The organism is Paramixta manurensis, from assembly GCF_013285385.1.
In the GTDB taxonomy this organism is placed as follows: Bacteria; Pseudomonadota; Gammaproteobacteria; order Enterobacterales; family Enterobacteriaceae; genus Paramixta; species Paramixta manurensis.
In genome coordinates, this window is record NZ_CP054212.1 from 2,500,500 (window position 1) to 2,526,585 (window position 26,086).

The window sequence follows — 26,086 nt, forward strand, 5'->3', positions numbered from 1 at the left end:
CGTTCAAGTTATTACTTGATATGTCGATTTAAAAACGAAACGAGTATATCAGTTCAGTAAGGACGGATTTATCCTGGATGAACCCTTTCCCGTTAATTTAAGACTATTACCCAAGTGTAAAGCTTATGGCAGATGCTGTCTGCCGAGGTAAACGAAATATTATTTTTCCGCTTATTATTCCGCCGACAGCATTAAACGCAGGCGCCCGCCTGCGCCCCATACCTGGCACTGCCAGGCATCACAACGTTGACTTATTTGATTGAGATGTGTGCTGCCCAGCGTGCCGAGCGGAACGCCATTATTGAGCTGTATTTGATGGGTATTGATGTTAAGCGTGGCGTTTAATCCAGCGGAAACGAGGATCAGGTTTTTCAGGCTTTGGTGATAATACCCAACCAATAAGGGAAACTGACCTTTCAGATTCGCCTGACGCAATAACATATTGACCTGTTTCAGTAGATTACTTAATTCCGGCAGCCGCTGTTTTTGTCCCGAGAGCTGTTCCTGCAACAATCCGTTAAACAATGCGCGTAATAATAAAGCGGCCAGAACACCGTTATCCCCGGCTCGCGTCACATCAAGACAGTAGAAAGCTAAATCTTTATCGGAAAGCGCAGCGATGTCTAACACCAGCCCCGGCTGTTCTGCCATGGTGAGCTGACGATAGTTAACCCGGCAATTCGCGATAACTTGTTGCACCGGAGGCTGAAGTTGTTTGAGTAATTTTGCGGCGGCGGTCGGATTACGCGTCAGCGCTTCCCAATCTTGAAATAGCTGTTCATCTTCCTCGACTTTTGAGGTGAACATTGAAGGATAGAGGCATTCATAGACGGCCTCGCGCAACCGTTCAAGATTTTTAACCGGCTTGAGCAACACATCCTGTACCCCAAGACGCAGTACATGAGCGATGTCCGCCATATTTTCAGTGGCGGATATCACTAAGATAGGAACCTGATTTCCCTGGGTACGGATATGCTCCACCAGTTTGATTCCATTCATGCGCGGCATTTCTAAATCGCACACAATCATATCTGGCGTTATTTTTTGCAGCATTGAAATGGCCTCAAGGCCATCGCCCGCCAAACAGATGACAGCGCCTAAAGCCTGCAAAAAATTTTCTAACAGAGAGCGGAAAACGATCTCATCTTCTACGATGAGAATCTTTTTTCCTGTTAATGGTTTTTCCATCGCTCCCCCCAGTGCATCAGATAACTCAATAGTGGTTCATAAAACGCACTTGCGCCTGTCAGAATTGACTGAAGTAACATGTGTGATTGATCCACAAGCATTATCTGTTTCGAACAAGCGGTAGAAGCTCATCCATTTTCTTTTCAACAGCCGCTTTGCCCGCGGCTATCGCTTCTTCAGCTCGATGAAAATCAAGCGTCGATATCTGCGGGCAGAACGGCTGGATTAATACATCTGGCGGATCGCCCGCCATGCGATTACGTTTTAACCGGTTTTCCAGCACCTGAATCGAGGTGGACATAATCTCCATCGCGCCAGGCGTATGGTTGATACGCCGTTGCGCCATTTTCCCCAACTGTTGCCGCAAGCGGCCTCCCCATGTCGTCGCCGACTCCGCTACTATATTGTTCCCTTCCGGCGTGACCGACAATAAATCTTGCTGCATCAGATGCGCGTCATGCTGCAAATCAACCGCAATCACAATATCGGCACCTAAAGCACGGGTAAGCGAAATCGGTACCGGATTGACGACTGCGCCGTCAACCAACCAGTAACCGTTATAAGGCACTGGCGAGAGTAAGCCGGGCATGCTGCAGGATGCACGTACCGCCTGATGTAAGTCCCCCTCCGTCAGCCAAAGTTCGCGCCCGGTACTGAGATTGGTCGCCACCGCGCCGAACCGGCGCCCACACTCTTCAAAGGCTTCATGAGGTACGATTCGACGTACATGATTGAAGACGCGTTCACCGCGCAGCAACCCGCCGCGCCGCCATGAAAGGTCCATCAACCGCAACACATCCCAGTAGCTAAATGAGCGGACCCACTTCTCCATGACTGGCAGATGATGGCTGGCGTACGCGGCACCCACTAAAGCGCCAACCGAACATCCTGCCACCACATCAATCTCGATCCCCGCGCGTTCCAGCGCGTGGATCACGCCTATGTGGGCCCATCCTTTGGCAGCGCCTGAACCCAGCGCCAATCCAATTTTTACCTGTCTCATTCAACCTCTGGTGCTTGCTTAAACTGTCTAAAATGGCTTACCGCGCTTTCCTCGGTTAACATAGCGCGTATTTTTCACTTTATATCTGCGAGTAGATAAACCGGAGCTATCGTGTCTGAAAACTGCCCATGCTGTAGCGGATTGCAGTATAGCCTATGTTGCGCCCCCTATCTAAGCGGCGAAGCCATTGTGCAAACGCCGCAGGCTTTAATGCGGTCACGCTATACCGCGTATAGCAAACAAAACGCCGAATACTTGGTGAGCACCTGGCATGCTAGTTGCCGGACGCCACAGTTGACACAGGTTCTGTCTGAAAGTTTTGCCGCAACCACGTGGTTAAGCTTGAATGTAAACGCTTGTGAGGCCGGAAGCCATGATAATGAAGGTTTTGTGACCTTTTTTGCGCGATACCTCGAGAAACAGCGTACCGGAACCCTGTATGAGCGTTCTCGCTTTCTTCGTGAGGATCAACGCTGGTACTATATTGATGGAACTACGCCGCAGGTAGGGCGTAATGATCGCTGCCCTTGTGGTGCCGAAAAAAAATACAAAAAATGCTGCGGCCAATAATTCCGCTGCCGTTGAGATTCACCTTATTCGTTTCGACAGGATAGAGACCAAGATGCAAGCGCAAACTACGCAACGAAAAATACTACGCACCATTTGCCCGGATGCCAAAGGGTTGATTGCCAAGATCACCACTATTTGTTACCAGCATGAATTGAATATCGTGCAGAACAATGAATTTGTCGATCATCGTACCGGTCGCTTTTTTATGCGCACCGAGCTTGAAGGCATCTTTAATGATGAGATTCTGTTGGCCGATCTTGATGCCGCATTGCCGCAAGGTTCAGTACGGGAACTGAATGCAGCCGGTCGTCGTCGGGTTGTCATTCTGGTGACCAAAGAGGCGCACTGTCTTGGCGATTTGTTGATGAAATCGGCCTATGGCGGTTTGGATGTTGAGATTGCGGCGGTAATTGGTAACCATGCGACGTTGCAGACTCTGGTCGAGCGGTTTGAGATTCCTTTTGTGCTGGTCAGCCACGAAGGGTTAACGCGTGAAGAGCATGACAATAAAATGGCGGCGGAGATTGATAATTTCCAACCAGACTATGTTGTTTTAGCCAAATATATGCGCGTATTGACGCCAGGGTTTGTGCAACATTTTCCAAATCAGATTATCAATATTCATCACTCGTTTCTGCCGGCCTTTATTGGTGCACGCCCTTATCATCAAGCCTATGAGCGTGGCGTTAAGATTATTGGCGCTACCGCGCATTACGTGAATGATAATTTGGATGAAGGGCCGATTATTATGCAAGACGTTATTCACGTTGATCATAGCTATACGGCGGAAGAGATGATGCGCGCTGGGCGTGATGTGGAGAAGAATGTACTGAGCCGGGCATTAGATAAGGTGCTGTCTCAGCGCGTGTTTGTTTACGGTAACCGAACGATTATTTTGTGATCATTTTTGGCGCTGTTTGTTTGACAAATCAGCGCCCGTGCATAATTTTTCGGCAAACGAAAAAGTTTTCATTAATCCATACTTTACATCATCGGTTCATTTGATATGATGCGCCCCGCTCTCCAGCAGAGCGGTTAAGGCCAGTGGTGGGGTTCCCGAGCGGCCAAAGGGAGCAGACTGTAAATCTGCCGTCATCGACTTCGAAGGTTCGAATCCTTCCCCCACCACCATTTCAGATATTCACCTTTCTTCCCAGCCAACGCTAAGTACTCATAATTCCCGACGGGAAGGACGAGAAACTTCGACCCGAAGGTTTGAGTCGAGCATAGCGAGACAACGCGCACAGCGCGGCCCGCAGGGTGAGGAACGTAGTGACGAATCATCCTTCCCCCACCACCATTTCAGATATTCACCTTTCTTCCCAGCCAACGCTAAGTACTCATAATTCCCGATGGGAAGGACGAGAAGCTTCGACCCGAAGGTGCCTTCACCTCCTAATGGTTTCCCCTTTTGCACTAATCGTGACAACACTGAGAAAACTCTGCTACCATCCCGCCATCTTTTCCCTGCAAAATGGCGACTGAAATGAAATTCATTTCCTTTAACATCAACGGGTTACGTGCACGCCCTCACCAACTGGCAGCATTAATCGAACAACATCAACCTGACATAATCGGCCTACAAGAAACCAAAGTTCATGATGATATGTTCCCGCTGGAAGAGATAGGTAAACTGGGTTACAACGTTTTTTACCACGGGCAAAAAGGCCACTATGGTGTGGCGCTAATGACCAAAGTGCAGCCAGTTATGGTACGTCGTGGCTTCCCGGATGACGGCGAAGAAGCGCAACGTCGTTTAATCATGGCCGAGATCCCCAGCCCAATCGGCGATATTACGGTAATCAACGGTTATTTTCCTCAGGGAGAAAGCCGCGACCACCCGACTAAGTTCCCGGCCAAAGATAAATTCTACCGCGATCTCCAAAATTACCTTGAGCAAAATCTCCAGACAGATAAACCCGTATTAATTATGGGTGATATGAATATCAGCTCAACCGATCTGGATATTGGTATCGGCGAAGAGAGCCGCAAACGCTGGTTACGCACCGGGAAATGTTCATTTTTGCCGGAAGAACGTGAATGGATGACTAGGCTGCTGAAATGGGGTTTAGTTGATACCTGGCGTGCCGCCAACCCAGACACTAACGATCGCTTCTCCTGGTTCGATTATCGTTCAAAAGGTTTTGATGATAACCGCGGTCTACGGATAGACTTACTCTTAGCCAGCCGCCCACTGGCAGAATGCTGTGTCGATACCGGTATTGATTACCAGATACGCAGTATGGAAAAACCTTCCGACCACGCCCCAATTTGGGCAACCTTTAAACTGTAGTATTTCCACCTGCTACGGACCAGGCGGTTACCGTAGCAGGCACGGATTATTTGAGTTGGCGCCAGACCAACGGGTTAGTCCCTAACACCTTCTCATCACGCGTACACTGCAATAAAATTCCTTCGGCTTTCACTACCGCCCCTTCAGAGTAACTACGATTTTCGTACAGGCAACATTGCGCGCAAGGTGTCGACTGCTGGCGATTTTGCCCCTGCGTCCACACCTCTGGCGGCATATCCACGACCACATCGGTATTCCCGCCGCTATGCAAACTCTCGACGCGCTGCGCGAGGGCCGGGGCGCAAAGCAACACGCCTAACGCCCATACTAGCGATAATTTCATCACTCAGTTTCCTTCTCTTTGGTCGATTTTCGGCGCGTTTTTTTCGCATTACCCTTGGTGGGCGCCGGCACACCGCGAAAAGCCTGCGCGCTGGGTTGCTGCCGGGCTTGATAAATCAAGTTTTGCAGCGTATCCACCAAAGGTTGCATAAAGTCCTGATAACGACACTGCTTTTCGCTGATTTTAGTCAGCGTCGATTCCCAGTGCGCCGTCATATCTGGCCGCGCCGCCATCTCGGGCAACGAGTGGATCAGTGCCCTACCGGCCTCGGTAGCATGAATATAGCGCCCTTTTTTAATTAAAAAAGCACGCTTAAACAGCAGTTCAATAATGCCCGCCCGGGTGGCTTCGGTTCCTAAACCATCGGTCGATCGCAGAATTTTCTTTAATTCTTTATCCTGAACAAAACGCGCAATCCCGGTCATGGCAGACAACAATGTGGCATCGGTAAACGGGCGCGGCGGCTGTGTCTGTTTTGCCACCACTTCACCACGCTCACACAATAACTCATCATCTTTCGCCACCACCGGTAACGGCGTGCCGTCATTCTCTTCGTCTCGTTCTTTACTTCCCAACAGAGCACGCCACCCGGCCTCGGCCAGAAAGCGCGCTTTAGCGACAAATTTCCCGCCGGCAATATCCAGTTCGATCACGCATTTGCGATATACCGCATCCGGGCAAAACTGCATCAAATATTGACGCGCAACCAACCCATAGACATTGGCTTCGTTTTCACTCAGCGTAATTTTTCCGCTGCGCGCGGTAGGGATAATCGCATGATGCGCATCGACTTTTTTATCATCCCAACAGCGATTTTTACGATCGGGATCGAAATCTGTCGGCGGCGTTAAATCCGGCTGATGCGCGGCAATGGCGTTCAGCACCGCATGGCGACCGGCAAAATGCTCGTCCGGAAGATAACGGCTATCGGAACGCGGATAAGTAATCAACTTATGGGTTTCGTAGAGACGCTGGCAGGTATCCAGAACCATTTGAGCGCTGAGTCCATAGCGTTTCGCCGCCTCAATTTGCAAACTGGAGAGCGAGAAAGGCAGCGGCGCGGTATCATTTTCTCGCTTGTCATGGTAGCTGGTAACCCATGCCGGTTGGCCGGTAATCCGCGCCACGACGTGTTCGGCTAATGGGCGATGTAATAAACGCCCCTCTTCATCCTGCCAGGGCTCACAGGTTTCACTCGGCTGCCACAGGGCGACAAAGCGCTCCTCTTTTGGCGTGACGATATGGGCTTTAACCTCGAAAAAGTCCTTCGGGATAAAGTTTTCAATCTCTTCGTCGCGCCGGACCACTAAACCGAGCACCGGGGTCTGTACGCGACCTACCGAAAGCACGCCATCATAACCGGCATTGCGCCCCAGCAAAGTATAAGCACGAGTCATATTGATGCCATACAGCCAGTCGGCGCGCGCGCGCGCCAGCGCTGAAACACACAGAGGAATAAACTCACGGTTTTCCCGTAAACGCCCGATTGCGCGCTCCACCGCTTGCGGATTAAGGTCATTAATCAAACAGCGTTGGACCTTTTCGCGTTTTTCCGCCGGTAAGGCCAAATAATCCAACACTTCGTCCACCAGCAGTTGCCCTTCACGATCCGGGTCACCGGCATGAATAACTTCGCTCGCCTGTTCCAATAATCCCTTAATGACATTGAGTTGTTTGGCTACCGATGGCCGCGGTTGCAAACGCCATTTTTGCGGAATAATTGGTAAATCATGCAGTGACCAGCGAGCATAACGGCTGTCATAGCTGTCAGGCTGCGCCTGCTCCAGTAAGTGCCCGACGCACCAAGTTACCACTTGGTCGTTACCACAGGCGATATAGCCCTCTCCACGGCGGTGCGGCTTCGGTAATACATCGGCAATGGCGCGCGCCAGACTCGGTTTTTCAGCAATAAACAAGCGCATTAATCAGCAATAACCTTGTGCATCATGGCGTAATCTCAATCAATGCGCGCCCCGCTTCCGCCGGAAACAGTTCCCCAATCAACGAAGCCGGTACGTCAAGTTGTGCCGTCATCTCAAGGAATGCTGCTTCGGCAGCAGGTTTAACCGCCACTAACAGGCCGCCCGAGGTTTGGGGATCGCACAGTAACTTGCGCCAGGAATCTTGCATAGGGCCAATTAGATGTCCATAACTGGCAAAATTACGATCGGTGCCGCCCGGTACGCAACCGGCAGCAATATAATCATCCACGCCCGGCAGGCGCGGCACCGCGCTAAACGCCACTTCGGCGCGCACCGCCGAACCCTGGCAAATTTCGCTCAAATGCCCTAATAGCCCAAAGCCGGTAACATCAGTCATCGCGGTCACGCCGTTCAGTTCAGCGAATTGCGCGCCGGCGCTATTCAACCGGCACATGACTTCAGTCGCCTGACCTTGATGCTCCGGTTTGAGCAGTCCTTTCTTCTCGGCGGTAGTCAGTACGCCAATCCCCAGCGGTTTAGTTAAAAACAGTTTGCAACCGGCCTCGGCGGCGCTATTTTTCTTCACGCGATCGGTGGGAACAATGCCGGTCACGGCCAGGCCAAAAATGGGTTCCGGCGCATCTATCGAGTGGCCGCCAGCCAGTGCAATACCGGCCGCCTGACAGGCGCTACGCCCGCCCTCAATCACCTGGCGGGCAATTTCGGGCGCCAAAGTACCGATTGGCCATCCCAGGATGGCGATCGCCATCAGTGGCTTGCCACCCATGGCATAAACATCGCTAATCGCATTGGTGGCGGCGATTCGGCCAAAATCGAACGGGTCATCGACAATCGGCATAAAAAAATCGGTGGTGCTGACAACCGCTGAACCGGTACCTAAATCGTACACTGCTGCGTCATCGCGCGTTTCATTGCCGACCAATAAATGGGGATCGTGAAAAGCAGCGGCTTCGCTGTGGAGAATGGTTTCCAGTACTTTCGGGGAGATCTTGCAACCACAGCCAGCGCCGTGGCTGTACTGTGTTAGGCGAATAGCATCACTCATCGGTAACTCCTTTGTCCGCACCTTAATTGCGCTATGTTAGCGTTTTCATCACAGGCTGATAAGAGTATCCGCGCTTTTCGCTGACTGTTCGCTCACTATCCCGACAAAATGCAGGGCTGCTCACAACCCTGCCCGATGGCGCTAAAAAAGTCTCTCAGAAATAGCTGACAAAGTCGCGGGTGTCAGGAGGGAGAACCGTGGTGGAAGATTTTAACTGCGGCGTGCCAAGATAGAGAAAGCCGACGATAACATCCTGCTCACGGCAATGAAATGCCTCGCGTACCGCCTGATTCTCGGTCCAGGCGCCGCTGCGCCAGATACCGTTAAACCCTTGCGCCAGCGCCGCCATTTGCATCGCCATCACCGCACAACCGGCGGAAACCACTTGCTCCCAATGCGGGACTTTGTGGTGCGGGTCGCAATGTGCCACAACAGTAATAATCATTGGCGCGCGATATGGCGCCTGCCGCGCTTTCTCGCGACCTTTTTCATCCATTTCTTCTTCGCGCGCGGCTTGCTCCAGCAAGGCGCTAAACCGATCTCGTCCCTCATTTTCAACAATAATAAACCGCCACGGTTGCAACGTCCCGTGATCGGGCGCGCGCATTCCGGCATGCAGTATCTTTTCCAAGACCTCACCCGCTGGCGCCGGCTCCGCTAAACGCGAGGCGGAACGGCGATTAAGCAGTAACTCAAGTGCATCCATTAATGCCTCCTGATAATGATTAGCATTCACAGCAAACTAACACAGGCTGACCTTTTGTTACAGCATGGCGCGATTTCCTGCTGACAATTTGTCTGCCGCTCTTTAGGATGTTGACGATATTCGAGGCGAAAGCGTGATTCTTTGCCTTATTACTTAGCGATTGTGGAGATAACATGCGCACGTTGTGGCGAATTATCGCTGGCTTTTTTAAATGGACCTGGCGAGTGTTGAACTTTATTCGAGAGTTCATCCTCAACCTTTTTCTAATTTTACTTATCCTGGTAGGCGTGGGCATTTGGTTCCAGCTTAGTAGCGCTAAAGCGCCGGCGGAGACGCCACGCGGCGCGCTGCGCGTTGATTTAACCGGTGTGGTGGTTGATAAGCCTTCGGTCAGTAATAAACTGAGCAAGATTGGTCGCCAACTATTGGGCGCCAGTAGCGATCGTTTAAAAGAAAACTCCCTGTTCGATATTGTTGATGCGATTCGTCAGGCGAAGGACGATAAGAATATTACCGGAATGGTGCTTGACCTGCGTGATTTTGCCGGTGCCGATCAGCCCTCATTGCAGTATATCGGCAAAGCGCTACGCGAATTCCGCGATAGCGGCAAACCGATTTACGCCACCGGGGACAGCTATAGCCAGGCGCAGTATTACCTCGCCAGCTTTGCCAATAAAATCTATCTTTCGCCGCAAGGCACCGTCGATTTACATGGTTTTGCCACCAACAGCCTTTACTACAAATCCTTGTTAGACAAGCTAAAAGTATCATCTCATGTCTTCCGGGTCGGCACCTATAAATCTGCGGTGGAACCTTTCCTGCGTGACGATATGTCACCCGCCGCACGTGATGCAGATAGCCGTTGGGTTGGTGAATTGTGGCAAAACTATCTGAATACCGTCGCCGCTAACCGTCAGCTTACGCCGCAACAAGTGTTCCCTGGCGCGCAAGGTTTGTTGGATGCGCTACAAAAAGTAGACGGTGATACCGCCCGCTATGCCAAAGAGAACAAACTGGTTGATGAGCTGGCCTCCAATGCCTCAGTCGATCAGTTGCTGGTAAAACAGTTTGGCTGGGATAAGCAGAACAACGACTACAACAGTACCAGTATCTATGATTACGCTCTGAAGAATACCGGCAGCCAGGACGGGAACATCGCGGTAATTTTAGCCAACGGCGCCATCATGGACGGCGAGGAAACGCCGGGTACCGTAGGCGGTGATACCACGGCGCAAGAGATTCGTCAGGCGCGGCTGGACCCGAAAATTAAAGCGATTGTTTTCCGCGTTAATAGCCCGGGCGGTAGCGTAAGCGCATCAGAAGTGGTACGTGAAGAGTTAGCGGCAGCGCGTGCGGCGGGTAAACCGGTGGTGGTGTCGATGGGCGGTATGGCGGCATCCGGCGGTTACTGGATTTCTACCCCTGCGGATTATATCGTTGCCAGCCCGAGTACCTTAACCGGTTCTATCGGCATTTTTGGCGTGATTAATACCGTTGAACAGTCGCTGGACAGCATTGGCGTTCATACCGACGGTGTGGCGACATCGCCGTTGGCTGATGTCTCCACCACCAAAGCATTGCCGCCAGAAGTACAGCAGATGATGCAGCTCAGCATTGAGAAGGGTTATAAAAACTTCCTCGGTATTGTCGCAGCATCACGCAAGAAAACGCCGGAGCAGATCGACCAGATCGCGCAGGGCCATGTCTGGACCGGTAGCGATGCGAAAGCGAACGGGTTGGTTGATGCCTTGGGCGATTTCGATGATGCCGTCGCTAAAGCCGCCGAGTTGGCGAAGGTGAAAAACTATCAGTTGAGCTGGTATCAGGACGATCCGAGCTTCTTTGACCTGGTGTTAGGGCAAATGGATGCTTCGGTACGCGCCACGTTGCCAGAGACGTTAAAAGCGTTGCTGCCTGCACCGATGTTCGACGTGATGACAGCGATGAAAAACCAACCGGGTTTGCTGGATAACCTTAACGACCCGCAAAACCGTTACGCATTTTGTCTCACCTGCGGTAACGTCCGCTAAGATAACAGCCCGGCATCGCCGGGCTGTTTTTCTCCTGCTTTCCCCTTATACTGCCCCCTTTTACGCAACTCCGAGTGAGTCCATGCAGAAGAAATCTATTTATGTTGCCTACACTGGCGGCACTATCGGAATGCAACGTTCGGAGCAGGGTTACATTCCGGTTTCCGGCCATCTTCAGCAGCAGTTGGCGAAGATGCCTGAATTTCATCGCCCTGAAATGCCCGAGTTTACTATCCACGAATATCATCCGCTGATCGACTCTTCCGATATGACGCCGCAAGACTGGCAGGCGATTGCCGATGATATCCGCCATAATTACGCGTTATACGACGGTTTTGTCATTCTGCACGGTACGGACACCATGGCGTTCACCGCCTCTGCGCTGTCGTTTATGCTGGAAAATCTGGCGAAACCGGTTATTGTGACAGGGTCACAAATACCGCTTGCGGAACTGCGTTCCGATGGCCAGCAGAATTTGCTTAATGCGCTGTTTGTCGCCGCTAATTATCCGATTAATGAAGTCACGTTGTTCTTCAATAACACGCTCTATCGGGGTAACCGCACCACGAAAGCGCATGCCGATGGCTTCAACGCGTTTGCTTCACCAAACTTACCGCCCTTGCTGGAAGCCGGCATTCATATACGCCGCCTCAATACACCTCTAGCCCCGACAGGAAGCGGCGACTTGGTGGTTCATCCGATTACACCACAACCGATTGGCGTAGTGACTCTCTATCCGGGTATTTCCGCTGAGGTGGTGCGTAATTTCCTGCGTCAGCCGGTTAAAGCGCTAATCTTACGCTCCTATGGCGTAGGTAATGCCCCGCAAAATGCCGAGTTTCTGGCTGAGCTGAAGGCCGCCTGCGAACGTGGGATTGTGGTAGTAAACCTGACGCAATGTATGTCGGGCAAAGTGAACATGGGCGGCTATGCCACCGGCAACGCGCTGGCGCATGCTGGCGTGATTAGCGGATATGATCTTACCGTTGAAGCGACGCTGACTAAATTGCATTTTCTGCTCAGCCAACCGCTTTCAGACGTCGATGTCCGTCGTCAAATGCAGTGTAATCTGCGTGGAGAACTGACGCCTGACGAAATTAGCTAAGGAAGCCAGTGCTGGCACAGGCGCTGGTGTTAGTGTCAATAACGGCGTTTTTTGATAACGGCGTTAGTCATGATGGGGCTGGCATCCCTGCCAGCCACCAGCGATTATTGCAGGGTTATTTTTGTGACATCGTCACTAATACCCCACTCCTCTTTCAATTCGCGCTTCGATTTCATCACCACGTGTCCCTGTTGGTTAATACTCATGTGCTGCGGCTGATGATTGTTACGCGCTTGCCATAGCATCACCAATTGCAAACAGTGTTCTTTCTGCTCGGCTGTTAACGCCACGCCATCCGGCCATTTCCCAATTTCCACCGCCGTCGCCAAGCGTTGGTAAACCTCTGGCGTCATGGCCTCTATCATGGCATTCAGGTCATGTTTCATCGCCTTAACCTCGCGTTTGCTGACCATCATCGTCGGTAAAATTTAACGAGGCTGAATTCACACAATAACGCTCACCACTCGGCTGCGGGCCATCAGGGAAGACATGCCCCAAATGCGCATCACAATTGCCACAGCGGATTTCGATCCGCTGCATACCGTGCGAGTCATCCTCCAGATAACGGATCGCCTCATCGCTATAGGGCTGATAAAAGCTCGGCCAGCCACAGCCAGAATCGTACTTGGTTTCGGAGAGAAACAGCGGCGCATTGCACACCAGACAATGATAAATGCCGTCGCTTTTATTGTGTAACAAGGCGCCGGAAAACGGCGGCTCAGTACCGCGCTGTTGGGTAACGTAGCGCTGCATTTCAGTTAATTCGGTATCGGGTATCATGCGGGAAGGATCTTTAGCCATTTTGCGTGTCTCTGACAATGTCATTCCAGTAAAATCAGCTAATATTCTAACAAACACTTAACACGAGCAGGCGTTTTTTTCGTACCACTGAACCTGCTTACTGAAGCAACCTATAAAATTGTGATCAATATCACCTTTTAATGTGGACACCCCTTTATATTCGACCTCTGTGCCCCCATGTGGAGAATATCCTTGGCGGCGGAAGCGTTTCACAGACCAATAATTCCTGCTCTGCGGTTTGATTTGTCGCAATTATTGACACGATTCCGCTTGACGCCTGGTAAGGTTTTTGTAATTTTACAGGCAACCTTTTATTCACTAACAAATAGCTGGTGGAATATATGACTATCAAAGTAGGTATCAACGGTTTTGGCCGTATCGGTCGCATCGTTTTCCGTGCTGCTCAGCAGCGTTCTGATATTGAAATCGTTGCAATTAACGATCTGTTAGATGCGGATTACATGGCTTACATGCTGAAGTATGACTCAACGCACGGCCGTTTCGATGGCACCGTTGAAGTGAAAGACGGCGCACTGATTGTTAACGGTAAAAAAATCCGCGTTACCTCCGAAAAAGATCCGGCTAACCTGAAGTGGGACGAAGTCGGCGTTGACGTGGTTGCTGAAGCAACCGGTATCTTCCTGACTGACGAAACCGCGCGTAAACATATCGCCGCTGGCGCGAAGAAAGTGGTTCTGACTGGCCCGTCTAAAGACGACACTCCGATGTTCGTGCGTGGCGCTAACTTCGACAAATATGCTGGCCAGGATATCGTTTCTAACGCTTCTTGTACCACTAACTGCTTGGCGCCGCTGGCTAAAGTTATCAATGACAACTTCGGTATCATCGAAGGTCTGATGACTACTGTTCACGCTACTACCGCCACTCAGAAAACCGTTGATGGCCCGTCTCATAAAGACTGGCGCGGCGGCCGCGGTGCAGCACAGAACATCATCCCATCCTCTACCGGCGCGGCGAAAGCTGTAGGTAAAGTTCTGCCAGAACTGAACGGTAAACTGACCGGTATGGCTTTCCGTGTTCCAACTCCGAACGTTTCTGTGGTTGACCTGACCGTTCGTCTGGAAAAAGCAGCGACTTACGAAGAAATCAAGAAAGCTATCAAAGCGGCTTCAGAAGGCCCGATGAAAGGCGTTCTGGGTTACACCGAAGATGACGTTGTTTCTACCGATTTCAACGGTGAAGCGCTGACTTCTGTGTTTGATGCTAAAGCGGGTATCGCACTGAACGACAACTTTGTGAAACTGGTTTCCTGGTACGATAACGAAACCGGCTACTCCAACAAAGTACTGGATCTGATCGCTCTGGTTGCCGCTAAATAAGGCATCCTGACGCATTCATGATTTAAGGGTGACTACGGTCGCCCTTTTTTTTGCCGCGATGTTCAACAGAAGGTTTCATCATGAACGAAAAACTGTTTTCGCTGCCAGTGGTTAACCAAATCACACCGTATATCTCTGAGCGCCAAATCGATGCCCTTTCGGTTATTGTGATCAGTCATCCTAAAGTCCGCGCCGCCGTGACGCCGCAAGGGGCGCACCTTATCGCCTGGCAACCAACGGGTGAAAAACCGGTCATTTGGTTGAGCGAAAAAACCCCTTTTATACCCGGTAAAGCCATCCGTGGCGGCGTACCGATTTGCTGGCCGTGGTTTGGCCCGGCAGGCGAACCCGCACATGGTTTTGCGCGTAATATGCCTTGGCGCCTCTCCGCTCACGACGAAAATGACGATAACGTCTTGCTGACTTTTGTGCTGGAGAGTAACGAACAAACCAAGCGTTTATGGCCGCATGACTTTACCCTCTTCGCCCGTTTCCGCCTCGGCGAGCGTTGTGAAATTGAACTGGAAGCGCATGGCGATTACGACTCTACCGCTGCATTACACACCTACTTTGCCGTTACCGATATTGATGGCGTAGAAATTAGCGGCTTAGGTCAGCCTTTCATCGATAAAGTTGATAATGGCGTTGAAGGAAACTTATCTGACGGAAAACAAACCTATCCGGGACGGGTTGATCGTATCCATACCCAGCCGGAAGATTGCAGCGTCATTAATGACAAAGCCGGTAGCCGTTTTATAGAAGTGTATCACCACCATCAAAGCGATGTGGTGACCTGGAATCCTGGAGCAGAACTCTCTTGCAGCATGGGTGATATGCCGAACGATGGCTATAAAACCATGGTTTGTGTAGAAACCGCCCGGATTAGCGCTCCGCTGAAAAGCGCAGGTGAAATGCCGGCGCGCCTTGGCGCAACCTTTCGCTTACGCAAAAAAGCGTAACGCGGACGTCTTTGCACCAAAACAACGCACCAATAACGTGCAAAGGGGCGCAATGCGCCCCTTTTTTGTGCATGCCATTCAAGCCAATCAAAAGGTGTAACTCACGCCCGTCCAAACGGTCAACTGTGAATTATTGTCCACCATTGGACTGTCTTTAATTTCATCGCCCAGGCGGGTGTAACGGCCCACCAGCGAGGCACGCCAACTCTCATTAATCTTATAGTCGGCGCTCATTTCAACATATGGGCTCCAACTATCGTCCGGACGGTATCGGTCAATACCGGTGCGCTCCATCTCGCGCGATGAGACGCCGTAATAATAGCGGTTCTGATTGGCGCTGTTCCACAATGCCCCAATCCCCGGCGTTAAGCTAAAGTCGCCGAAATCGAAACGATACAAATAAGCCAGATCCCACAAAATGCCATTACTGTTGTTTAGCACATCACCAGCCAATGTGGTGCGAACGATCCCCCAATCCGCAACATGGCGATAAGCCAGGCCGCCCAACAAGGTCATATGACGTTTGTCCAGCCGTTTCATATCGCCACGGTCGTTCTCATCAGGATCATAATGCTGCGGGCCGCCCAACACGGTAAGCGACAACTGGTCTTGTTTATCCTTCCAGAGATAGTAACCCGCCTGCAGACTACGGAAGTAAAAGTTATCGCCTTCGTAGTTAATGATGGGAACCGGAAGATAACGATCTTGTCCACCTTTATAAGGGCTTTGGTAGTAAAGCACTGATGCGCCGACTGACAGAGGATTGTCTTGCGCGTAAGCCGCAGTTAGGCTGCCCGGTAAAACCAGAGCAAGCGCGCTAAGTTTGAAATAGTTCACAATTTATTCATTCCATAAATATAACAATCAGGCGTGTAGTGTAACCGTATTCGCTCAATATGATGAGATTTTTACATATTTAGCCGCACGCAGAATTCATTTTCCACCACAAATAGTATCAGGAGGGCAATTTTCACGTATTTACAAATATGCCGTAGGTCGCGTCAGTACCGGTCATCGCTTATCACCCTACTGACTTTGTTATTGAAATTTCTTTAAAAATACCTGGCATGGCAGAAAATTTTCTGAATGCCATCTACAGTTAAAAGTAAGAACGTTAATTTGTGCGAGAAGAGTAACCACACGTTGTGTATATCCCGATAAAAACGTCAGGTTGGCATAAGGGTTGCTGTACTCATATGAGAATATCTTCCGGGAGCTGAAGTCCCTTTTATTACGCTTCCATTACCTGTGCTAAAAACGAAAGGACGGGCATCGCTATGAATATATTCGATCACTATCGTCAGCGTTATGAAGCTGCCAAGGACGAAGAGTTCACACTGCAGGAGTTTCTTGCCATCTGTAAGCAAGATCGCAGTGCATACGCCAACGCGGCAGAAAGATTGTTAATGGCTATTGGTGAGCCAGAAATGGTCGATACTGCCCAAGAGCCACGCCTTTCCCGACTGTTCTCCAATCGTGTCATTGCACGCTATCCGGCCTTTGAAGAGTTTTACGGTATGGAGGAAGCGATTGAGCAAATTGTTTCTTACTTAAAACATGCCGCGCAGGGTCTGGAAGAGAAGAAACAGATCCTCTATCTGCTGGGCCCGGTGGGCGGCGGTAAATCCTCACTCGCTGAACGCCTCAAATCACTGATGCAGCGAGTTCCTATCTACGTACTGAGCGCAGATGGCGAACGCAGCCCGGTGAATGACCATCCGTTATGCCTGTTTAACCCGCAGGAAGACGCCAACATCCTTGAAAAGGAGTATGGCGTACCGCGTCGTTATCTCGGCACCATCATGTCGCCATGGGCGGCAAAACGCCTGCATGAGTTCGGCGGCGATATTACACGCTTTAAAGTAGTCAAAGTTTGGCCATCCATCCTTGAGCAGTTAGCGATCGCCAAAACCGAGCCTGGCGATGAAAATAACCAAGATATTTCTGCTCTGGTCGGGAAAGTCGACATCCGGAAACTGGAGAATCACGCGCAAAACGATCCCGATGCCTATGGCTACTCCGGCGCACTCTGCCGGGCGAACCAAGGCATCATGGAATTCGTGGAGATGTTCAAAGCGCCAATAAAGGTTCTGCATCCGTTACTGACTGCAACGCAAGAAGGGAACTATAACGGAACCGAGGGGATCTCTGCCCTGCCGTTTAACGGCATCATTTTGGCGCACTCCAACGAATCAGAGTGGGTTCAGTTCCGTAATAACAAAAACAATGAAGCCTTTCTTGACCGCGTATATATCGTGAAGGTGCCGTATTGCCTGCGGGTTTCAGAAGAGATGAAAATCTACGAGAAACTGCTTAATCACAGTGAGCTTACACATGCGCCTTGTGCGCCGGGCACGCTAGAAACGCTGGCGCGCTTCTCTATCCTCTCGCGCTTGAAAGATCCGGAAAACTCCAGTTCGTACTCCAAAATGCGGGTATACGATGGTGAGAGTTTGAAAGATACCGATCCGAAGGCGAAATCGTACCAGGAGTATCGCGATTACGCCGGCGTCGACGAAGGCATGAATGGGCTCTCTACCCGCTTTGCGTTTAAAATTCTCTCGCGAGTATTTAACTTCGATCATGCGGAGGTCGCAGCGAATCCGGTTCATCTGTTCTATGTCCTTGAACAGCAAATTGAACGTGAGCAATTTCCGCAGGAGCAAGCGGAAAAATACCTTGAACACCTGAAAGGTTATTTGATCCCGAAATACGCGGAGTTTATCGGGAAAGAGATTCAGACCGCCTATCTGGAGTCTTATTCGGAATATGGTCAGAATATTTTTGACCGCTATGTTACTTATGCCGATTTCTGGATTCAGGATCAGGAATATCGCGATCCGGACACGGGACAGTTATTTGACCGTGAATCGTTAAATGCGGAACTGGAGAAGATTGAGAAACCGGCTGGTATCAGTAACCCTAAAGATTTCCGAAACGAAATTGTTAACTTTGTTCTGCGCGCACGTGCGCAAAACAGCGGGCGGAATCCAAACTGGACTAGTTACGAGAAGCTCCGCACGGTCATTGAGAAGAAAATGTTCTCTAACACCGAAGAACTGCTGCCGGTGATTTCGTTTAACGCTAAGACGTCCACCGACGAACAGAAAAAACATGACGATTTTGTCGACCGTATGATGGAGAAAGGTTATACCCGCAAACAGGTCCGTTTATTATGTGAATGGTACCTGCGCGTGCGTAAATCGTCTTAAGTCGGAGAGCGGTAACTCTATCCGCCTCGTTAAAGGCCGGGTTCGCCCGGCCTGACTTGTAACGTTGTTTGGGGGAACTATGGCCTATTTCATCGATCGGCGGCTAAATGGCAAAAACAAGAGCGCGGTTAATCGCCAGCGCTTCTTGCGCCGTTATAAGTCGCAAATCAAACAGTCGATATCCGAGGCCATTAATAAGCGTTCGGTTACCGACGTTGAAAGTGGTGAGTCCGTTTCAATCCCGGTGGATGACATCAATGAGCCGGTTTTCCATCAGGGCCGTGGTGGGCATCGGCATCGCGTTCATCCCGGGAATGACCACTTCGTACAGAACGATCGCGTCGAACGCCCACAAGGCGGTGGAGGCGGCGGCAGTGGTCAAGGTAATGCCAGCCAGGATGGCGAAGGTCAGGATGAGTTTGTCTTTCAAATTTCGAAAGATGAATATCTCGATTTGCTGTTCGAAGATCTCGCGCTGCCCAATTTACGGAAAAATCAGCATCGTCAGTTGAACGAGTACAAAATGCATCGCGCCGGTTATACCTCTAACGGCGTACCGGCCAATATCAGCGTTGTCCGGTCGTTGCAGAACTCGCTGGCGCGGCGTACCGCGATGACCGCCGGTAAACGCCGGATGCTGCATGAGCTGGAAGAGGCGCTAAGCGCGGTAGAGCAAGCCGAACCGGTACAATTACTGGAAGAGGAACGGCTGCGTAAAGAGATCGCCGAACTGCGCGCGCGCATTGCCAGCGTGCCGTTTATTGATACCTTCGACCTGCGTTATAAGAATTTTGAAAAACGCCCCGAGCCTTCCAGCCAGGCGGTCATGTTTTGCCTGATGGACGTTTCCGGCTCAATGGACCAGGCGACGAAGGATATGGCGAAACGCTTCTATATTTTGCTCTATCTCTTCCTGAGCCGAACCTATAAAAATGTTGAAGTCGTCTATATCCGCCACCATACGCAGGCGAAAGAGGTTGATGAACAGGAGTTTTTCTACTCACAAGAAACCGGCGGCACCATTGTTTCCAGCGCGCTGAAATTAATGGATGAGGTGGTGAAAGATCGTTACGACCCGGCACAATGGAATATCTATGCCGCGCAGGCTTCTGACGGAGATAACTGGGCAGATGATTCACCGTTGTGTCACGAAATTCTGGCAAAAAACATTCTGCCGGTAGTGCGTTACTACAGCTATATCGAAATTACGCGGCGCGCGCATCAGACATTGTGGCGTGAATATGAGCACCTGCAAGCGATGTTCGATAACTTCGCCATTCAGCACATTCGTGAGCCGGAAGATATTTACCCGGTGTTCCGCGAGCTTTTCCACAAACAGGCAGAGGAAAGCTACTGAACCGGAAAGCCAGACGCAATGTCTGGCTTTTCTTTTTTCCGCGCTTTACTCATAAATAAAGGGTTTTTTCCGCACTTACCGACGAATAATACGCCGTAAAAGCTGTTATTCTCTCTGACAGCTCACAACCCCCTGTTTCTATGCGGTGAAAGTCGGATAACTTTTGACATTCTTCGCCGTGTTTAACACACTGTTACTCATCCCAAACTTTATCAACGCAGGAGTTCGTCCATTGGAAGACAGCGCGATCTACAGTTTATTTATTATTGGTTCAGTGCTGGTCTGCGCGAGCATCTTGTTAAGTTCGTTCTCTTCTCGTTTGGGTATCCCGATTTTAGTTATCTTCCTTGCGCTTGGAATGCTGGCGGGCGTTGATGGCATTGGCGGTATCGCCTTCGATAACTATCCTACCGCCTATCTGGTTTCCAACCTGGCGCTAGCGATAATTTTGCTCGATGGTGGTATGCGTACTCAAGCCAGTTCATTTCGCGTCGCGCTCGGCCCGGCGCTCTCGCTGGCCACCATTGGCGTGCTAATCACCGCTGGTTTAACCGGTATGGTCGCCGCTTGGCTGTTTCACCTCGATATCATGCAAGGTTTCCTGGTCGGCGCGATCATCGGTTCTACCGATGCCGCCGCGGTGTTCTCGCTGCTCGGCGGTAAAGGGCTTAATGAGCGTGTGAGTGCCACCCTGGAAATTGAGTCAGGCAGTAACGATCCGATGGCGGTATTCCTGACGATTACGCTTATCGACATGATTCAGCAAGGTCAAAGCGGGTTGAGTTGGCTATTTGTGGTTCATCTAATCCAGCAGTTTGGTTTAGGGATCGTGTTAGGTCTTGGCGGCGGCTGGGCAGTACAGCAGTTGATTAATCGTATTTCACTGGCTAATGGCTTATATCCGTTACTGGCGCTCAGCGGCGGCATTCTGGTGTTCGCATTAACCACGGTGCTGGAAGGCAGCGGGATCCTGGCGGTTTACCTGTGCGGCTTTTTACTGGGCAACCGCCCTATTCGCAACCGTCACGGCATCCAACAAACCTTTGATGGGATGGCATGGCTGAGCCAAATCGGCATGTTCCTGGTGCTGGGGTTGCTGGTAACGCCGTCCGATTTATGGCACATCGCGGTGCCGGCGATGATTTTGTCGCTCTGGTTGATTTTAGTCGCTCGTCCACTCTCCATCGCGGTAGGTTTGATGCCATTTCGCGGTTTTAACATCCGCGAACGTTTCTTTATCAGTTGGGTTGGGCTGCGCGGCGCGGTGCCGATTATTTTGGCGGTGTTTCCGATGATGGCCGGGCTGGAAAATGCCAGACTGTTCTTTAATATCGCCTTCTTTGTGGTACTGGTTTCATTAATGCTACAGGGCACTTCGCTGGGGTTTGTGGCGCGTAAAGCGCGGGTGGTGGTGCCGCCAACCGCCTCGCCGATCAGTCGCGTAGGGCTGGATATTCATCCGGAAAACCCGTGGGAACAGTTTGTCTACCAACTGGGGGCGGATAAATGGTGCATCGGCGCCACGCTACGTGACCTGCAAATGCCGCGTGAGACCCGCATTGCCGCGTTGTTCCGCAATAATACGCTGATGCACCCCACCGGTAACACTCGTCTGCAGGAGGGCGATGTGTTGTGCATTATTGGGCGCGAGCGCGACCTGCCCGCACTAGGTAAACTGTTCAGTCAGTCGCCGCCGGTATCACTTGATCAGCGTTTCTTCGGCGATTTTATTCTCGAAGCCGATGCGCAGTTGCGTGATGTGGCGCAAATCTATGGCCTGGAGTTAGAGGAAGGCACCAATGATCGGCAAACATTGGGGCAACTTATCCTCGGCATGATCGGCGGCGCGCCTGTCGTTGGCGATCAGGTTGAATGGAACAATCTGTTGTGGACCGTCGCGGAAAAAGAGGATAACCAGGTAATGAAGATTGGCGTACGCGTACCGGAAGAGAAGGAATAATCCTGGCCGGTAGCGCTCGATTTTCTCCCGCGAACGACTACGCTTAAAGTTCATGTCATTGCCTTAAGGGAAATACATCATGGGTCATGTAGTCAAAATTGGTCGCTACGAGATTATCGATGCAGATCTGAATGCAGAACAGGTGGATACCGTTAGCATTCCCTGCGAAACCAATCCCGGCCTCAGCTACCAGCTTGACGGTTGGGATCATGAAACCAGTGTTCCCGCCTGGATTGACGGAGAGCCGGTCGATCTGGAAATCGGGCATTATGATAAGCAACAGGATCGCTGGGTACTGAAGAAACCGGCCTGAATCCACTGGTATTGCTGCCCGATACGCTGTGTCGGGCAGTTATTCGCCCAACGCATTCCTTCACGCGAGTTCGGCAATTTTCCCCTTTCCTTTTTTCAGACTTATCACTAACCTTGCGGCTTAATTTTACAGGACGTTAACCGCCTCTATGCAAAAATTCACGCTGCTATTGCTCAGTCTGGTGTTATTGGCACCACTCGGCATTGATCTCTACCTCCCTACGTTGCCCCAAATTGCGGAAGGCCTTCACACGCCAGTAAGTCGTATTCAAACCACCATCCCCCTGTTTTTGCTGGTGATGGGGCTTGGCCAAATTGTTGCCGGCCCACTGGTGGATAACTTTGGTCGTAAGCCCATCGCGTTGATTGGATTATTGCTTTATCTGCTGGGCAGCGCGCTAGGTGCGCTAGCGGTAAATTGGCCAATGTTCTTAACCGCTCGCCTAATTCAGGGCTGTGCGGTGTGTTGCACGGCGGTTGTCGCATTTAGCGGCGTTAGGGACCGGCTGGATGGTGAAGAAGCAGCGCGTGCCTATGGCTTCCTTAATGGCGCCTTAAATATTGTGCCCGCGCTGGCGCCGATGCTTGGCGGTTTTCTTGCCGACGCATTTGGCTGGCGCGCACCGTTTTGGTTTCTGACCAGCTATGCATTGGTTATTGGCGCGTTAATTATTCTATTCTTACCGGAAACCCGGCCGGCAGAAACCCAGTCAGTTAAAGGGTTACCGGTGCGCCAATATCTTCAAATTTTACGGCAGCCACGCTTTCTCGCCTTCTCATTCGCCAATGCCGGGGCTATGGGCATGGTTCTGACCTATGTCTCGCTGGCTCCGCAGGTGTTAATGACCGAGGGGCAGCTCAGTGCACTCCAGTTTTCCATTGCGTTTGGCGCAAATGGGTTTTGGATCATGCTAGTGAGCGTGCTGGTAAATAAAATTATTCGCAAAGTTGGCCGTCCATTTTGTCTGGCGATGGGCAGTTTAACCATGTTGGTCGGCGCCACATTACTGTACGGCGGCGTCACGCTATTGCCGGAAGGCTGGCAAACACACTGGGCGCTGTATATGTTTCCGGTAGCGATTGCGGTCGCTGGGCTGGCATTTACCGTGGGCCCGGCCACCAGCTACGCGCTGGAGCCCTATCAGCAACAGGCCGGTGTTGCTTCGGCATTGGCGGGCTTTATTCAGATGGCTGGCGGTTCATCGGCCGGTTTGTTGATGATGGCGCTACCGTTACATGAAAAAACGGCGCTCACGCTGATGATGTTGATAGGAACCGCGCTCAGCTTTATCGCCTGGCGCTGCAGTAAGACAGCGCGCGGTCGGCTCACCGCGCTCTGATATATCTTTGCTTTATAAGGTTTCCACCGGTACCCGCGGCGCCAGCGCACACATCAGCTCATAGCCTACGGTACCGGCCGCACTGGCAACATCATCAATCTTCACCTGGTTGCCCCACAGCTCAACTTTAGAGCCAATCCCGGCCTGCGGGCAAGGCGTGAGGTCGACCATAATCATATCCATTGAGACCGCGCCCAGCGTCTGTGTTACTACGCCATCGACCGCAACCGGCGTTCCGGTCGGCGCATGACGCGGGTAACCATCGGCATAGCCGCAGGCTACCACACCAATACGCTGCTCCTCGTGCGCATGATAACGGTAGCCATAGCCAACGCCATCGCCTGCTTTGAGATTTTGAATGCCAATAATTTCACTCCTTAGCGTCATTACCGGTTTTAAGCCGGTTCCGGCAATATCCTGCCATTGACCGCTTGGCGAGGCGCCGTACAAAATAATGCCGGGGCGTACCCAATCATAGTGGGTTTCAGGATGCCACAAGGTTGCCGCCGAATTCGCCAGCGAACGGGGGCAATCGAGCCCTTCCGCTGCCTGCTCTACCCGTTTCATCGGTTCCAGCACGCCGCTGTTTTTTTCCGCCTCGGCAAAATGCGCCATCAGCGTCATTTCGCCGACATTTTCCAGCGCCCGTAACTTTTGCCAAACGTTATGTATCTGCTCAGGTTGAAAACCGAGGCGGTTCATACCACTGTTCATTTTGACGTACACATCCAGCGGCGCAGACAGTTTTGCCTTCGCTAATGCCTGGATTTGCCAGTTACTATGCACGCTTGTCGTTAATCGATAGCGGTCAAAAATCGCCAATTCATCACTGTTAAAAAAACCTTCGAGCAATAAAATCGGCTTCTTCCAGCCACGTTCGCGTAGCAGAATAGCCTCTTCCAGCCCTAATAGCGCGAAACCGTCAGTATCGGACAAGCTTTGCCAGATACGCTCGATGCCGTGACCATAAGCATTGGCTTTAACCACTGACCAGACCCGCGAATTTGGCGCGGCCTGGCGCGAAATAGCCAGATTTTGTCGCAACGCAGCGCAATCGAGAGTTGCGACAATCGGACGTGACATAACTTCTCCTTGTAAAACCTTAACGCGTGGCGTCAGCGTTATGTAAAGGACGATGAGTAAGTGGTGAAAAACCCGGCAGGTAACGCAGTACAGACAGATCATCCGCTGCAATCGCCGTCGAATTACCGGAAATAATATCAGAAAGTAGCTGGCCTGAACCGCATGCCATCGTCCATCCCAGCGTACCGTGTCCGGTATTTAAAAACAGGTTTTTCAGCGGCGTCCGCCCAACAATCGGCGTACCATCCGGCGTCATTGGACGCAGGCCGCTCCAAAAAGTAGCTTGTTCAACCCGCCCGCCAGTGGGATAGAGATCGCGTACCACCATCTCAAGCGTTTCTCGCCGCGCGGGCAACAGTTTGGTATTGAACCCGACAATTTCCGCCATGCCGCCAACGCGAATACGTTGATCAAAACGGGTTATCGCCACTTTATAACTTTCATCCAGCACAGTGGAAACAGGCGCACCCGTTTCATCGTTGATCGGAATGGTTAACGAATAGCCTTTTAGCGGATAAACCGGAATAGAGATAATGTCATCCAGGAGCGCCGTGGAGTATGCGCCAAATGCCACCACATACGCATCGGCTTTGACTATCTCATCACCGCATTTGACGCCAACAATCTGATTACCCTCGCGCAGTAACCGCTCAACCGGCGTGTTAAAGCGGAAGCGGACGCCTGCCGCCTGCGCCATTTCAGTCAATCGACGCGTAAATAGCTGACAATCACCGGTTTCATCATTGGGTAAGCGCAACCCGCCGGTCAGTTTATGGCAGGTTTGCGCCAGTGCCGGTTCGGCCTGAGCAAGTTGGGAAGACTCCAATAATTGCCATGGAACGCCCGCTTCTTTTAGCACCGCAATATCTTTGCTGGCGTTCTGATACTGTTGCTCGGTACGGAATAGCTGCAGAGTACCGCCCTGGCGCCCTTCATAAGCGATGCCGGTCTGCTCACGTAGCGCTTTCAGGCAATCCCGACTATATTCAGCAATCCGCACCATACGGCTTTTATTCTCTTGATAATGGCGCATATCGCAATTGCGTAGCATTTGCCACATCCACTGTAACTGGAAGCGGCTACCATCCAAACGAATCGCCAGCGGCGCATGGCGTTGAAACATCCACTTAATGGCTTTCAGCGGCACGCCCGGCGCCGCCCATGGCGCAGCATAGCCGGGTGAAATCTGTCCGGCATTACCGGCGCTGGTTTCCAGTGCCGAGTCCGGCTGACGGTCAATCACCGTCACTTCATGGCCCGCTTGCGCCAGATACCATGCGCTGGCAACGCCCACCACACCACTTCCCAGAATGACAACTCGCATAACCACCCCACGGCCGATTACAAAAGAACAATATACTAACCATAAGCTAACGATTCGGACGAAAATACTAGTGCAAATATCATCACATCGCGGTGACATATTTCACATCTTTTTTACCTTACATGTCACTAAAAATAAGCGCCTCAGCCGACTTCGGAGCAATATTTTGCCG

Annotated in this window: 23 protein-coding genes, 1 tRNA gene and 1 other RNA gene; 14 read left to right on the plus strand and 11 right to left on the minus strand. The window is 51.3% G+C overall.

Annotation, left to right across the window (positions count from 1 at the left end):
* Nucleotides 1-174: 174 nt before the first annotated feature.
* Complete coding sequence (gene rssB / locus PMPD1_RS12070) at nt 175-1,188, minus strand: two-component system response regulator RssB (protein ID WP_173634275.1); 1,014 nt, start codon at nt 1,186-1,188, stop codon at nt 175-177.
* Between the two features lie 100 nt (nt 1,189-1,288).
* Nucleotides 1,289-2,191: a patatin-like phospholipase RssA gene (gene rssA, locus PMPD1_RS12075; RefSeq protein WP_173634276.1), complete on the minus strand. Its 903-nt coding sequence runs from the start codon at nt 2,189-2,191 to the stop codon at nt 1,289-1,291.
* 111 nt (nt 2,192-2,302) lie between these two features.
* On the opposite strand from rssA, the gene PMPD1_RS12080 reads away from it, so the two are divergent.
* From PMPD1_RS12080 to xthA, 5 genes are all read left to right on the plus strand, one after another.
* The gene (locus PMPD1_RS12080) at nt 2,303-2,761 is read left to right on the plus strand and encodes a YchJ family metal-binding protein (protein WP_173634277.1); all 459 of its coding nucleotides are present in this window, start codon (nt 2,303-2,305) and stop codon (nt 2,759-2,761) included.
* Between the two features lie 52 nt (nt 2,762-2,813).
* Complete coding sequence (purU, locus tag PMPD1_RS12085) at nt 2,814-3,662, plus strand: formyltetrahydrofolate deformylase (RefSeq protein WP_173634278.1); 849 nt, start codon at nt 2,814-2,816, stop codon at nt 3,660-3,662.
* 145 nt (nt 3,663-3,807) lie between these two features.
* Nucleotides 3,808-3,892, plus strand: a tRNA-Tyr gene (locus tag PMPD1_RS12090).
* A gap of 40 nt (nt 3,893-3,932) precedes the next feature.
* Nucleotides 3,933-4,061, plus strand: a non-coding RNA gene (locus PMPD1_RS12095) — RtT sRNA.
* Between the two features lie 186 nt (nt 4,062-4,247).
* Nucleotides 4,248-5,054, plus strand: a complete 807-nt coding sequence (xthA, locus tag PMPD1_RS12100; protein ID WP_173634279.1) for an exodeoxyribonuclease III — start codon at nt 4,248-4,250, stop codon at nt 5,052-5,054.
* A gap of 46 nt (nt 5,055-5,100) precedes the next feature.
* Here xthA and PMPD1_RS12105 read toward each other — a convergent pair whose 3' ends face one another.
* From PMPD1_RS12105 to PMPD1_RS12120, 4 genes are all read right to left on the minus strand, one after another.
* Complete coding sequence (locus PMPD1_RS12105; RefSeq protein WP_173634280.1) at nt 5,101-5,397, minus strand: YnjH family protein; 297 nt, start codon at nt 5,395-5,397, stop codon at nt 5,101-5,103.
* On the minus strand, nt 5,397-7,319 hold the full coding sequence (locus PMPD1_RS12110) for a DNA topoisomerase III (RefSeq protein ID WP_173634281.1): 1,923 nt from the start codon (nt 7,317-7,319) through the stop codon (nt 5,397-5,399). Before PMPD1_RS12110 ends, PMPD1_RS12105 begins: the two co-directional genes overlap by 1 nt.
* 22 nt (nt 7,320-7,341) lie before the next feature.
* The gene (gene selD / locus PMPD1_RS12115; RefSeq protein WP_173634282.1) at nt 7,342-8,385 is read right to left on the minus strand and encodes a selenide, water dikinase SelD; all 1,044 of its coding nucleotides are present in this window, start codon (nt 8,383-8,385) and stop codon (nt 7,342-7,344) included.
* Between the two features lie 154 nt (nt 8,386-8,539).
* The gene (locus PMPD1_RS12120) at nt 8,540-9,091 is read right to left on the minus strand and encodes an NAD(P)H nitroreductase (protein ID WP_173634283.1); all 552 of its coding nucleotides are present in this window, start codon (nt 9,089-9,091) and stop codon (nt 8,540-8,542) included.
* 173 nt (nt 9,092-9,264) lie between these two features.
* On the opposite strand from PMPD1_RS12120, the gene sppA reads away from it, so the two are divergent.
* Nucleotides 9,265-11,121, plus strand: a complete 1,857-nt coding sequence (gene sppA, locus PMPD1_RS12125) for a signal peptide peptidase SppA (protein WP_173634284.1) — start codon at nt 9,265-9,267, stop codon at nt 11,119-11,121.
* Nucleotides 11,122-11,203: 82 nt separating this feature from the next.
* The gene (gene ansA / locus PMPD1_RS12130; RefSeq protein WP_173634285.1) at nt 11,204-12,226 is read left to right on the plus strand and encodes an asparaginase; all 1,023 of its coding nucleotides are present in this window, start codon (nt 11,204-11,206) and stop codon (nt 12,224-12,226) included.
* 104 nt (nt 12,227-12,330) lie between these two features.
* On the opposite strand, the gene PMPD1_RS12135 is transcribed toward ansA, so the two are convergent.
* On the minus strand, nt 12,331-12,612 hold the full coding sequence (locus PMPD1_RS12135; protein WP_173634286.1) for a YeaC family protein: 282 nt from the start codon (nt 12,610-12,612) through the stop codon (nt 12,331-12,333).
* A gap of 4 nt (nt 12,613-12,616) precedes the next feature.
* Nucleotides 12,617-13,027 (minus strand): peptide-methionine (R)-S-oxide reductase MsrB, encoded by a 411-nt coding sequence (msrB, locus tag PMPD1_RS12140; RefSeq protein ID WP_173636205.1) that lies wholly within the window; start codon nt 13,025-13,027, stop codon nt 12,617-12,619.
* Nucleotides 13,028-13,368: 341 nt separating this feature from the next.
* Between msrB and gapA the strand changes: the two genes are divergently transcribed.
* Together gapA and PMPD1_RS12150 are read left to right on the plus strand one after the other, a co-directional pair.
* Nucleotides 13,369-14,367 carry a glyceraldehyde-3-phosphate dehydrogenase gene (gene gapA, locus PMPD1_RS12145; protein WP_173634287.1) on the plus strand — a complete coding sequence of 333 codons (999 nt, stop codon included), beginning with the start codon at nt 13,369-13,371 and terminating at the stop codon, nt 14,365-14,367.
* Between the two features lie 80 nt (nt 14,368-14,447).
* On the plus strand, nt 14,448-15,326 hold the full coding sequence (locus tag PMPD1_RS12150) for a D-hexose-6-phosphate mutarotase (protein ID WP_173634288.1): 879 nt from the start codon (nt 14,448-14,450) through the stop codon (nt 15,324-15,326).
* Between the two features lie 87 nt (nt 15,327-15,413).
* Here PMPD1_RS12150 and PMPD1_RS12155 read toward each other — a convergent pair whose 3' ends face one another.
* Nucleotides 15,414-16,163, minus strand: coding sequence for a MipA/OmpV family protein (locus tag PMPD1_RS12155; protein WP_173634289.1), 750 nt, complete (start codon nt 16,161-16,163; stop codon nt 15,414-15,416).
* 440 nt (nt 16,164-16,603) lie between these two features.
* Between PMPD1_RS12155 and yeaG the strand changes: the two genes are divergently transcribed.
* The 5 genes from yeaG (at nt 16,604) to PMPD1_RS12180 (ending at nt 23,507) form a co-directional block, all read left to right on the plus strand.
* On the plus strand, nt 16,604-18,538 hold the full coding sequence (gene yeaG / locus PMPD1_RS12160) for a protein kinase YeaG (RefSeq protein ID WP_173634290.1): 1,935 nt from the start codon (nt 16,604-16,606) through the stop codon (nt 18,536-18,538).
* A gap of 79 nt (nt 18,539-18,617) precedes the next feature.
* Entirely contained in the window at nt 18,618-19,895 is a 1,278-nt protein-coding gene (locus PMPD1_RS12165; RefSeq protein ID WP_173634291.1) for a YeaH/YhbH family protein, read from the plus strand.
* Nucleotides 19,896-20,127: 232 nt separating this feature from the next.
* Nucleotides 20,128-21,855, plus strand: coding sequence for a potassium/proton antiporter (locus PMPD1_RS12170; RefSeq protein WP_173634292.1), 1,728 nt, complete (start codon nt 20,128-20,130; stop codon nt 21,853-21,855).
* Nucleotides 21,856-21,934: 79 nt separating this feature from the next.
* A complete protein-coding gene (locus tag PMPD1_RS12175; RefSeq protein ID WP_173634293.1) occupies nt 21,935-22,168 on the plus strand; it encodes a DUF1480 family protein in 234 nt (77 codons plus the stop codon).
* Between the two features lie 148 nt (nt 22,169-22,316).
* Nucleotides 22,317-23,507 (plus strand): multidrug effflux MFS transporter, encoded by a 1,191-nt coding sequence (locus PMPD1_RS12180; protein WP_173634294.1) that lies wholly within the window; start codon nt 22,317-22,319, stop codon nt 23,505-23,507.
* A 12-nt stretch (nt 23,508-23,519) separates the two neighbouring features.
* Here the strand turns inward: PMPD1_RS12180 and dadX are convergent, their stop codons facing one another.
* Complete coding sequence (gene dadX / locus PMPD1_RS12185; protein ID WP_173634295.1) at nt 23,520-24,590, minus strand: catabolic alanine racemase DadX; 1,071 nt, start codon at nt 24,588-24,590, stop codon at nt 23,520-23,522.
* Nucleotides 24,591-24,609: 19 nt separating this feature from the next.
* Nucleotides 24,610-25,914 carry a D-amino acid dehydrogenase gene (locus tag PMPD1_RS12190; RefSeq protein ID WP_173634296.1) on the minus strand — a complete coding sequence of 435 codons (1,305 nt, stop codon included), beginning with the start codon at nt 25,912-25,914 and terminating at the stop codon, nt 24,610-24,612.
* Nucleotides 25,915-26,086: the final 172 nt, after the last annotated feature.

Bases quoted from the DNA above. Each gene is read 5' to 3' on its own strand.
- yeaG (WP_173634290.1), top strand. From the start codon at position 16,604: ATGAATATATTCGATCACTATCGTCAGCGTTATGAAGCTGCCAAGGAC.
- PMPD1_RS12135 (WP_173634286.1), bottom strand. From the start codon at position 12,612: ATGAAACATGACCTGAATGCCATGATAGAGGCCATGACGCCAGAGGTT.
- PMPD1_RS12175 (WP_173634293.1), top strand. From the start codon at position 21,935: ATGGGTCATGTAGTCAAAATTGGTCGCTACGAGATTATCGATGCAGAT.
- PMPD1_RS12105 (WP_173634280.1), bottom strand. From the start codon at position 5,397: ATGAAATTATCGCTAGTATGGGCGTTAGGCGTGTTGCTTTGCGCCCCG.
- PMPD1_RS12165 (WP_173634291.1), top strand. From the start codon at position 18,618: ATGGCCTATTTCATCGATCGGCGGCTAAATGGCAAAAACAAGAGCGCG.
- dadX (WP_173634295.1), bottom strand. From the start codon at position 24,590: ATGTCACGTCCGATTGTCGCAACTCTCGATTGCGCTGCGTTGCGACAA.
- ansA (WP_173634285.1), top strand. From the start codon at position 11,204: ATGCAGAAGAAATCTATTTATGTTGCCTACACTGGCGGCACTATCGGA.
- msrB (WP_173636205.1), bottom strand. From the start codon at position 13,027: ATGGCTAAAGATCCTTCCCGCATGATACCCGATACCGAATTAACTGAA.
- selD (WP_173634282.1), bottom strand. From the start codon at position 8,385: ATGAGTGATGCTATTCGCCTAACACAGTACAGCCACGGCGCTGGCTGT.
- PMPD1_RS12190 (WP_173634296.1), bottom strand. From the start codon at position 25,914: ATGCGAGTTGTCATTCTGGGAAGTGGTGTGGTGGGCGTTGCCAGCGCA.
- rssA (WP_173634276.1), bottom strand. From the start codon at position 2,191: ATGAGACAGGTAAAAATTGGATTGGCGCTGGGTTCAGGCGCTGCCAAA.
- PMPD1_RS12120 (WP_173634283.1), bottom strand. From the start codon at position 9,091: ATGGATGCACTTGAGTTACTGCTTAATCGCCGTTCCGCCTCGCGTTTA.
- sppA (WP_173634284.1), top strand. From the start codon at position 9,265: ATGCGCACGTTGTGGCGAATTATCGCTGGCTTTTTTAAATGGACCTGG.
- PMPD1_RS12150 (WP_173634288.1), top strand. From the start codon at position 14,448: ATGAACGAAAAACTGTTTTCGCTGCCAGTGGTTAACCAAATCACACCG.
- gapA (WP_173634287.1), top strand. From the start codon at position 13,369: ATGACTATCAAAGTAGGTATCAACGGTTTTGGCCGTATCGGTCGCATC.
- rssB (WP_173634275.1), bottom strand. From the start codon at position 1,188: ATGGAAAAACCATTAACAGGAAAAAAGATTCTCATCGTAGAAGATGAG.
- PMPD1_RS12110 (WP_173634281.1), bottom strand. From the start codon at position 7,319: ATGCGCTTGTTTATTGCTGAAAAACCGAGTCTGGCGCGCGCCATTGCC.
- xthA (WP_173634279.1), top strand. From the start codon at position 4,248: ATGAAATTCATTTCCTTTAACATCAACGGGTTACGTGCACGCCCTCAC.
- PMPD1_RS12180 (WP_173634294.1), top strand. From the start codon at position 22,317: ATGCAAAAATTCACGCTGCTATTGCTCAGTCTGGTGTTATTGGCACCA.
- purU (WP_173634278.1), top strand. From the start codon at position 2,814: ATGCAAGCGCAAACTACGCAACGAAAAATACTACGCACCATTTGCCCG.